10 protein-coding genes are annotated in these 8,703 nt (G+C 68.3%); 6 read left to right on the forward strand and 4 right to left on the reverse strand.

Features of this window, described 5'->3' with window-relative positions; genetic code table 11:
* Together WA965_RS20250 and eccE are read left to right on the forward strand one after the other, a co-directional pair.
* On the forward strand, positions 1-842 hold an 842-nt coding region (locus WA965_RS20250), incomplete at its 5' end, for a S8 family serine peptidase (protein WP_526448011.1).
* Entirely contained in the window at positions 839-1,759 is a 921-nt protein-coding gene (eccE, locus tag WA965_RS20255) for a type VII secretion protein EccE (protein ID WP_526301418.1), read from the forward strand. The genes WA965_RS20250 and eccE, both read left to right, overlap by 4 nt.
* On the opposite strand, the gene WA965_RS20260 is transcribed toward eccE, so the two are convergent.
* Positions 1,746-2,966, reverse strand: coding sequence for an alpha/beta hydrolase family protein (locus tag WA965_RS20260; RefSeq protein ID WP_526301427.1), 1,221 nt, complete (start codon positions 2,964-2,966; stop codon positions 1,746-1,748). The two genes, eccE and WA965_RS20260, sit on opposite strands and share 14 nt — an antisense overlap.
* 39 nt (positions 2,967-3,005) lie before the next feature.
* Here WA965_RS20260 and WA965_RS20265 point away from each other — a divergent pair, with 39 nt between their 5' ends.
* Positions 3,006-3,770 carry a trans-aconitate 2-methyltransferase gene (locus WA965_RS20265; RefSeq protein ID WP_526301419.1) on the forward strand — a complete coding sequence of 255 codons (765 nt, stop codon included), beginning with the start codon at positions 3,006-3,008 and terminating at the stop codon, positions 3,768-3,770.
* A 22-nt stretch (positions 3,771-3,792) separates the two neighbouring features.
* Here WA965_RS20265 and WA965_RS20270 read toward each other — a convergent pair whose 3' ends face one another.
* Entirely contained in the window at positions 3,793-4,275 is a 483-nt protein-coding gene (locus WA965_RS20270) for a hypothetical protein (protein WP_526301421.1), read from the reverse strand.
* Positions 4,276-4,398: 123 nt separating this feature from the next.
* Here WA965_RS20270 and WA965_RS20275 point away from each other — a divergent pair, with 123 nt between their 5' ends.
* Positions 4,399-5,070: a phosphatase PAP2 family protein gene (locus WA965_RS20275; protein WP_526301423.1), complete on the forward strand. Its 672-nt coding sequence runs from the start codon at positions 4,399-4,401 to the stop codon at positions 5,068-5,070.
* On the opposite strand, the gene WA965_RS20280 is transcribed toward WA965_RS20275, so the two are convergent.
* Positions 5,024-6,520, reverse strand: a complete 1,497-nt coding sequence (locus WA965_RS20280) for a bifunctional phosphatase PAP2/diacylglycerol kinase family protein (protein ID WP_526448012.1) — start codon at positions 6,518-6,520, stop codon at positions 5,024-5,026. The two genes, WA965_RS20275 and WA965_RS20280, sit on opposite strands and share 47 nt — an antisense overlap.
* A 63-nt stretch (positions 6,521-6,583) precedes the next feature.
* Here WA965_RS20280 and WA965_RS20285 point away from each other — a divergent pair, with 63 nt between their 5' ends.
* Together WA965_RS20285 and WA965_RS20290 are read left to right on the forward strand one after the other, a co-directional pair.
* Complete coding sequence (locus tag WA965_RS20285; protein WP_526303355.1) at positions 6,584-7,186, forward strand: ArsR/SmtB family transcription factor; 603 nt, start codon at positions 6,584-6,586, stop codon at positions 7,184-7,186.
* A gap of 2 nt (positions 7,187-7,188) precedes the next feature.
* Positions 7,189-7,992 (forward strand): SRPBCC family protein, encoded by an 804-nt coding sequence (locus WA965_RS20290; RefSeq protein ID WP_526303354.1) that lies wholly within the window; start codon positions 7,189-7,191, stop codon positions 7,990-7,992.
* A 19-nt stretch (positions 7,993-8,011) separates the two neighbouring features.
* On the opposite strand, the gene WA965_RS20295 is transcribed toward WA965_RS20290, so the two are convergent.
* Positions 8,012-8,703: HNH endonuclease signature motif containing protein (locus WA965_RS20295; RefSeq protein WP_526448013.1), on the reverse strand; the 692-nt coding region annotated here is incomplete at its 5' end.

Below are 8,703 nucleotides of genomic sequence, written 5' to 3' on the forward strand. Positions count from 1 at the left end.
ACGTCGCGACGATGGCTCGGGCTGTCGTGCGCGCGGCGGACCTCGGCGCGCGGATCATCAACATCTCTGCGGTGACCTGCATTCCGGCGAACATGGACGTCGATCAGAGCGAGCTGGGTGCGGCCCTGAGATATGCCGCGGTCGAGAAGGACGTGGTGATCGTCGCCGCGGCCGGCGACACCGAGGGCGGCGCAACCGCCGGTGCGGCCTGCGAATCGAACCCGCTCACCGACCCTGCCCGACCGTCCGATCCGCGCAACTGGTCGAGCGTGACGTCGGTGTCGATCCCGTCATGGTGGCAGCCCTATGTGCTGTCGGTCGGCGCGCTGTCACCCGACGGCCGGCCGGCGCGGTCCACGATGGCGGGTCCGTGGCTCGGCATCGCGGCGCCCGGTGAGAACATCACGTCGGTGAGCAACGACGCCGACGGTGGCCTGGCCAACGGGATGCCCAACAGCGACCGGGAGATGTCGCCGATCGGCGGCACCAGCTACGCGGCGGCCTACGTATCGGGAGTTGCGGCGTTGGTGCGCAGCAGGTTTCCCGAACTGACCGCGCAGCAGGTGGTGGGGCGGATCACCGGGACAGCACACACCGCGGCGAGAGCGCCGTCGAATCTGGTGGGTGCCGGAACGGTGGATGCCGTGGCCGCCCTGACCTGGCAGGTACCCGCCGAGGTCGACGTCGACCCGGCCGCTGTCCGGCAGACCGCGGCACCCCCCGCCCCTGCGCCGGAGAACCCGCTGCCCCGGGCCGTCGCCTTCACCGGCGTCGGACTGCTTGCGGCTCTGGTGCTCGCCGTGTTGGTGGCGCGCGCAAAACGGAAGGACCCGTCCTCATGATCATCCGCCTCACCCTCGCGCTGTTGTTCGCCATCCCGGCGGCGATGGCCTACCCGTGGCAGTCGACGTCAGACCGATGGGTGCTCGGCGTCGCCGTCGCAGTGGTGGTCGTCGTGTTCGCCTGGTGGCGTGGACTGTTCGTGACGACGATGGTGGCCCGACGAATCGCGATGCTGCGCCGCCGAAATCACGTCGGCGGCAGCCACCAGTCCTCGGAGTTCGCCACCGCGGTGTTGCGTGTCGAACCCCGCGATCAGACGGACCTCCCGCTGGGGGTGATCGCGGGCTATGTCGACCGCTACGGCATCCACTTCGACAAGGTCCGGGTCACCAGTCGTGATGTCGGCGGGACACGGACGACCTGGGTCGGTCTGACCCTGGGAGCAGCGGATAATCTCGCGGCACTGGCCGCGCGCTCGACACGAATGCCGCTGCAGGACACGGTCGAGGTGGCTGCCAGGCGGTTGGCCGACCACCTGCGGGAGACCGGCTGGGAGGTCAGCACCGACGACGCGGCCGCCACACCGGTGCCCGAGCAGGGTAGGGAAACCTGGCGCGGTATCCGCGACGGCCGGGGGTATCTGGCCGCTTACCGGATCCGTACTGACGAGCGGCTTGCTGACACGCTTGCCGCGCTGTCGGCGTCGGATCAGGGCGAGACCTGGACGGCGCTTGAATTCACCGGCAGCAGAGCACATCCGGAGATCGCCGCCGCCTGCGCCATCCGAACAGCCGAGCGTCCGGGGTCTCGAGCCCCGCTGGCCGGGCTGACCCCGGAGCGCGGAGAGCACCGGCCCGCGCTCGCGGCCCTGGCGACCGATTCGGACCGCCGGTTGTCGGCAGCACCCACCCCGGCGCCCGCCGATCTGCTCTCCCACCTGCGGTGGCCCACCGGGACCGCGCTCAGTCGAACATGAACCCGCTCAGGAACCGGGTCATTCGGCGCAGGTAGTCCGGCTGGCTGACGTGCAGCACGTGGTTGCCCGGGAACCAGTGGAATGCGCACTGGTCCCAATGGTTCCAGAGGATCTCGGCTTGCTCCGGTGGTGCCAGCCGGTCACCCAGCCCGGCGATGATCAACCGTCTGTCCCTGGCGGGCAGCGGGCGGTAGTTCAGCGGTGAGGAGTACATCGTCGCCGCGTCCGACAGTTGGCGGTCGGTGCCGGCGATCCGCTCCCGCAGCGCGACGATCTTGTTCGCCGGGAACCATTCGTCCACCGTCTTGTCCGGGGTGACGACAGGAACGTTGGGGATGACCCCCTGGATCCTGTCGTCGACGCTGGCGATCAATGCCGACGTGTAGCCACCCAACGACATTCCGGTCAACGCTATGCGATCCACCCCGGTGTACTCCAGGTAGTCGAGCACCGAGCGGAAGTCGTGCACCGCCTGCGCCATCGCCTCGGCGAAACCCGCGAAACCGTGGGCGAAGTAGCCGTATCCGCTGTAGGGGGAGTACTTTTCGGCGCGCCGCCCGTGGAACGGCAGCGTGTAGAGCATCACGTCGTACCCGGACCGGTAGAACCAGGGCAGTGAGAAGAACAACCCGTTGAACAGATAGGCCGACCCCATGAAACCGTGGATCACGCACAACGTCGGCCGCGGCCCGTCGTCGTGGCGCCAATGCTGGGCATGGACGACGTTGTTGCGCTCAAAGGCTCCGCACTGGTCACGCAGCGCGGGATTGACAGCCTGAAAGCTGCTGTTGAATCGGATGTTTCGGACGTTGCCGTGCGCGATCCACTCGGCGACAGGGTTCGCGGGCCGGGACGCGACCCGCGGCAACGACTCCGGAGCGGGAAATGACAGATCCGGATTTTTCGCCGCCGCGAGCTCGGCGTAGAACCGCAGGTGCTCCTCCTCGGTCCGCGACTGTGACCGGCCCAGTGCGCCGGCCACCGTCGGCACCATCGTGGCGCCGATCAAAGACGCGATGGACGTGCGCAACGCCAGATCGGCGATGGCCGAGGTGTCCACGATCAACCGCTCGCGGCGCGTGAGGTCTGTGCGGCGCGGCAACCCGCGCACCGTCGCATCGGCACCGGGAACGTCCGGAACCGGGATGGGAAGTTCGTCCTCGTCGGGGGTGAGCTGGGGTGCGCCGTCGGACTCCACGTCTGGAATGCTAACGCGGGCGGCGGGGCGCGGTGCCACACTGACCGCATGTGGAATCCGGACGTCTACCTGGCCTTCGCCGACCACCGGGGCAGGCCGTTCTTCGATCTGCTGTCGCGGGTCGCAGCAGCCGAACCCCGCCGGGTCGTCGACCTCGGATGTGGCCCCGGCAACCTCACCGAGACTCTGGCGGGGCGGTGGCCCGGCGCGACGATCGAGGCCTGGGACTCCTCCCCGGAAATGGTCGACGCGGCGCGGGCGCGCGGGGTCGCCGCACAGGTGGGCGACGTGCAGGACTGGACGCCCGCGCCGGACACCGACGTGGTGGTCAGCAACGCGACGCTGCAGTGGGTCCCCGGCCATCCGGAACTGGTGGTGCGGTGGGCCGGCCGGCTGGCCGCCGGATCGTGGATCGCGTTCCAGGTGCCGGGGAACTTCGACGCGCCGTCACATCAGGCGGTCCGCGACCTCGCTCGCCGGCCGCAGTGGGCGGAGCTGTTGCGGGACTTCCCGTTCCGCGATTCCGATGTGGTGAAGACCGCCGATGGCTACGCCGGGTTGTTGACCGACGCCGGGTGCTCGGTGGACGCGTGGGAGACCACCTACGTGCACGAACTGACCGGTGAGAATCCGGTGCTGGAGTGGATCACCGGTACTGCGTTGCGTCCGGTCCGCAGCGCCCTCGACGACACGCAGTGGCAGCGGTTCCGGAGCGAACTCATCCCCGCTCTGGATGCGGCCTATCCGATGCGTCCCGACGGACGAACCTTCTTCCCGTTCCGCCGGATCTTCGTGGCGGCTCAGGTCCGCTGACGGAGAGGACCGTGCCGACGCACTACGGGTGATACGGCACGCCCACCGCGCGGAAGATGAACTCCGGTGGCGCCTCGAACGCCAGCGACGTGCGTGGCAGCCGGTTGAGGACATCGTCGGGAATGTTGTCCTTGTAGTGCAGCGACAGTTCGCCGGAGCACCGCGGATCCACGGCGGCGACGTCGACGTCGAGGGTCAGGCCCGTCGCAGACAGCTCGGCCCTCACCGGACCGGATTGCTCAGCATCCCAACGCACGTCGATCATGCGACCCGCCAGCTTGGGCACCGAGGACAGTGTGCCCAGCACCCGCTCGTCGGTGAGGACCAGTGCACCGACGTAGCCGGCGATGCTGCCGGAGGAACGCAGCCCGGGTACCACGCCGTGAAAGCGGCGAGTGACGGGCACGTACTCGGCGATGAACAGCAGCTCCTCGGCGTCGACCTCAGCACGCAACGCGCTGGGGAGCTTGCCGATACGGAAGAGCTTCCGAAGTAATACGGCCATGCAGAAACGGTAGCCCAGCCGCCTGGCACCCCGGGGAAGCTGTGGATGAACTCCGGGCCGCGGCGGTCGGCCTCGTCGCCTTCCGTGGCCTTGCTCAGCTAACGGGGTGGTACAGATTGTCAGGTGAGAGCGCACCGTGGCTGGTTGATCAGCTCTGCCCTGGTCGGGGTGGGCGTCTACGTGCTGATGTGGCTGGGTTACGTGCAGAACTGGGAGTGGCTGGCGCGCGCCGACGCGTGGGCGCTGGAGCCCATGTACCGGATCGGTGAGTCGAATCCGGGTTGGGTGACGGCGTGGGATGTGTTCTGCACGGTGCTGGGTCCGACGGTGTTCCGGCTGGTGACGATCGTCGTGATCGTCGTGGCGTTCGTCCGGCGCAATGTCCGTGTCGGGTTGTTCCTGGTGATCAGCGTGGAGCTGGTCGGCCTGGTGACTCAGATCGCCAAGAATCTGGTGGACCGGCCGCGGCCTGATACCGCGTTGGTGACGGCTCACTCGACATCGTTCCCGTCCGGTCACGCGCTCGGCGGGATCGTCGCCGTGCTGGCGCTGGTCACCGTCGCGCTTCCCCTGGTCCGGGCCTCCCGGCGCGGGTGGCTGGTCGCGCTCGGTGTTGTGGTGATCCTCGCGGTCGGCGGCGGCCGGGTGGTCCTCAACGTCCACCACCCGTCGGACGTGATCGCCGGATGGGGCCTGGGATACGCCTACTTCGTTCTGTGCTTGTTGCTGGTCTCCCCGCTGCAGCCCGTCACACAGCCGGACGAAACACCGGCAGAGCTCGATAACGCACACTGAAGCTGGCCTCGCTCAGCTCGGTGCCGACCTCACCGTCGAGCGCGAGCACTGTCGGGCCGTCCACTGCCTCGAACGCGAACTCCGGCACCCGCAACTCGTGATAGAGCGGGCTGCGTTCCAGGCGGCCCAACGCGAGCGACGTCACGATCCGCAGCCTGCTCAGTCGCCGACCCGTCTCCAGCATCCGTATGTCGATGAGCCCGTCGTCCATCCGGGTTCGCCGCGACGGTGCAAAACCCGACGGCAGGTAGACCGAGTTGCCGAGGAAGAACAGCGATGTCTGAATGGTCTGGTTGTCGAAGCTGATGCGGACCGGTTGTTCGCGCCGCAACGTGTGGAACATCGCGTAGATGCCCGCCAGCGGTTTGCCGATCTTGTGCTCGAACTTCTCGCGTGTCTGCACGAACTGTGGGTAGGCGCCGATACTGGCGGTGTTGACCACCATCTGACGTTCGTTCAGACACACCATGTCGACACAGGACACGTAGCCGGTCTGGATCGCCTCCACGGTTTTGGCGGTGGTGTCACACCCGATGTCCTTGGCGAAGTGGTTGAAGGTCCCCGCGGGGAACACCGCCAGCGAGAGCCCGTGCTCCATCGCGACCGCCGCGGCGGCCGCGACGGTTCCGTCGCCGCCGCCGATGGCCAGCGCCTCAGCGCCCTGCGCCGCCGTCCGGAGCACCTCCGCGACGTCGTCGTCCTCGCCCAATTCGATGATCTTCATCTTCGGGAGGGCTTCGCGGACCTCATCGAGCACCCGGGCCCCGGTGCCGCTTCCCGACGCGGGGTTCACGACGAGCGTGACGCCCTCACCTTCGGGACGCTGCGGGGTCTCCACTCGCAGCGGTGCGGCGGAGGCGGGCAACCGTGCTTCCACGATGGGCGGGACCACCTTGGCGCCCAGAACGGCAAGGCTCGCTCCGATGCCGAAGCCGGCCAGCACATCACCCGGGTAATGCGCGCCGGTCGCCACCCGGGACATCCCGACCAGACCCGCGAGCAGTGCCAGGCCCAGCCCGACCGGCGGGTTCTCCAGCCCGACCCCGACCGCGAAGGCCGCGGCGCTGGCGGAGTGACCCGACGGCAGCGAGTTCGACGTCGGGAATCGTCGGGTCTGGCGCGCCAGCGGTACGAGCAGACGGCTCGGGCGTTCGCGCCGCCAAACCCGCTTCGCCCCCTGGTTGGTGACCAGGCTCGTCAACGCCAGGGTGGCGAGCCCGCGCGCCGCCCCGCGCTTCGCCGACGGCGAGCCGAACGCCATCAGCGCGGCGCCGATGCCGAACCACAGCTTGGAGTGGTCGGCGGCTTTGGTCAGCCGCGGCATGACGGAATCGATGAGCGGGCTGGGCGACTCCGCGACGGCCTCGAACACCTCACGGTCCAGAGTGCCCAGGCCCTCGCCGATCTGACGAATTCCGCGATGACGACGAAGCACAGGCAGCAGGTCCATGCCGCCAACTTAGCGGTAACCGTTCCTTGACAAAATTTATTGTCAAGGGTCACGATGTGTTCCATGCTCGATGTCGAGGTCATTGCCGATAGGGCGGCGGCGGTCAGCGCGCTCGACCCGATCCGCGGCAGGCTGCTGGCCGAGCTGGCCGAGCCCGCATCGGCAGCCTCGCTCGCGTCGCGGGTCGGCATCACCAGGCAGAAGGTCAACTACCATCTGCGCGCCCTGGAACAGCACCATCTCGTCGAGGTGGCCGGCGAACGGCGTTGGGGCGGACTGACCGAGCGTCTGCTGGTGGCCACCGCGTCGTCGTACGTCGTGTCGCCCGCTGCGCTGGGGCCGGTGGCCGTCGACCCCGACAGGGCAGCGGACCGCTTGTCGGCGAGCTATCTGATCGCGGTGGCCGCCCGCACGGTCCGGGAGGTCGGCGAGCTGTGGCGGACTGCGAGGACCAAGCACAAGCGCCTGGCGACGCTGTCGATCGACACGGCGGTCACCTTCGGTTCCGCTGCCGACCGTGCTGCCTTCACCGACGAACTGGCCGGTGCGGTCACCGCTTTGGTGGCGCGCTATCACGACGAGACGAATCCACGCGGCCGTAGTCATCGCGTGGTGTTGGCGGCCTACCCGATGCCCATGAAAATTACTGAGCCACAGGGAGAGTGACGATGCCACTGAACAAGGACGCCGACGGCAGGCGCTGGGTCGAGATGGAGTTCCTGGTACCGGGAACCCCTGAGCAGGTGTGGCATGCGATCGCCACGGGCCCCGGGATGAGCGCCTGGTTCACCCCGACCTCCGTTGACGAACGAGTGGGCGGCGCAATCGAATTCGACTTCGGTGACGGCTCGGATAGCCCGGGAGTGGTGACCGAATGGGAGCCGCCGGTGCGGTTCGGGTACGAGGAGCACGGCTGGAGCGGCGATGCTCCGCCGGTGGCGACCGAGGTCGTGGTGAGGAGTAGATCGGGCGACCGCTGTGTGGTGCGGATGGTGCACAGCCTGTTCACCGACCGCGACGACTGGGACGACGAACTGGAGAGCTTCGAGTCGGGCTGGCCAGGATTCTTCGAGGTCCTCCGCGTCTACCTCGCACATTTTGCGGGCCAGCCCGCAGCGTCGGCCCGTGTGATGACCGTGCACCCTGGTGGTGCGACCGAAGCCTGGTCGACGCTCGCCGCGGCGCTCGGGGTGTCCGGTCTCGACGTCGGTAGTCACGTCCAATCACCTTCCGGGGCACCGCAACTGGCCGGTGTCGTGGAGCGAGTGCACCAGGACGCTCAGACCCGCGAGATGATGCTGCGCGTAAGCGCGCCCGCTCCCGGGGTCGCGGTGATCGGCGGTTTCGGCATGGGCGACCAGAGCCGGTTGATGGTCAGCATCTACTTCTACGGTGAGACCGCAGCCGACACCGCCACAGTCGAGCAGCCGAAATGGCATGCCTGGATGGCAGAGTTGGCGAAAGTGGTTTAGCCCGAGCTGAACCCAGCGCTCAGGCTGCTTGTTCGTCGGGTGGTGCGGGTCCGCCGGGTTCGTCGGTGTGGTCGCTCGGTTCGGGGTCGAGTTCCTCGGGGGTGATGGGTTCGGGGGCAACCCGCGCGGCGACGATCGGTTCAGGGTCGATCGGCTCCGATGCGATCGGTTCGCCGTCGCCGTCGCCGTCGCTGGGCCGGGGTTCGGGCACCCCCGGTTCCTCTGGCGGGCGTAGTAGGGCTTCGGGGCGGTGGTAGTAGTTGATCCGTGCTTGGCCGGTGTCCAGTGGTGGTGGTGGGGTCCATTCGACTTCGTGGCGGTCGTTGATGGAGGTGGTCCAGCCGCCGTTGGTGTTGACCATTCTGTTGTCGGGGCCGCACGCGAGGCCGAGGTCGTCGATGTTGGTGTTGCCGCCGTCGTTCCAGTCGGCGGTGGCGTGGTGGACCTGGGTGCCGTAGATGCCGACGGTGCAGCCGGGTTTGGTGCAGCCGCCGTCGCGGGCGGCGAGCATGAGCCGTTGGGCGATCGAGGCGACGCGTTTGGTGCGGAACAGGTCCAGCGCGGATCCGGTGGCGCGGTCGAACACCGCGAGGCTGTGGTGGGCGTGGGCGCCGAGGCGGATCACGTCGTTGATCGGCATGACGGTGCCACCGCCGGTGACACCGACCCCGGCTCTGCTCTCGAGGTCTTGCAGGGTGGTGCGGATGATGA

It is taken from the genome of Mycobacterium sp., from assembly GCF_049683935.1.
Taxonomy (GTDB): Bacteria; Actinomycetota; Actinomycetes; order Mycobacteriales; family Mycobacteriaceae; genus Mycobacterium.

Bases quoted from the DNA above. Each gene is read 5' to 3' on its own strand.
- WA965_RS20280 (WP_526448012.1), bottom strand. From the start codon at position 6,520: ATGGACCTGCTGCCTGTGCTTCGTCGTCATCGCGGAATTCGTCAGATC.
- eccE (WP_526301418.1), top strand. From the start codon at position 839: ATGATCATCCGCCTCACCCTCGCGCTGTTGTTCGCCATCCCGGCGGCG.
- WA965_RS20290 (WP_526303354.1), top strand. From the start codon at position 7,189: ATGCCACTGAACAAGGACGCCGACGGCAGGCGCTGGGTCGAGATGGAG.
- WA965_RS20270 (WP_526301421.1), bottom strand. From the start codon at position 4,275: ATGGCCGTATTACTTCGGAAGCTCTTCCGTATCGGCAAGCTCCCCAGC.
- WA965_RS20265 (WP_526301419.1), top strand. From the start codon at position 3,006: ATGTGGAATCCGGACGTCTACCTGGCCTTCGCCGACCACCGGGGCAGG.
- WA965_RS20285 (WP_526303355.1), top strand. From the start codon at position 6,584: ATGCTCGATGTCGAGGTCATTGCCGATAGGGCGGCGGCGGTCAGCGCG.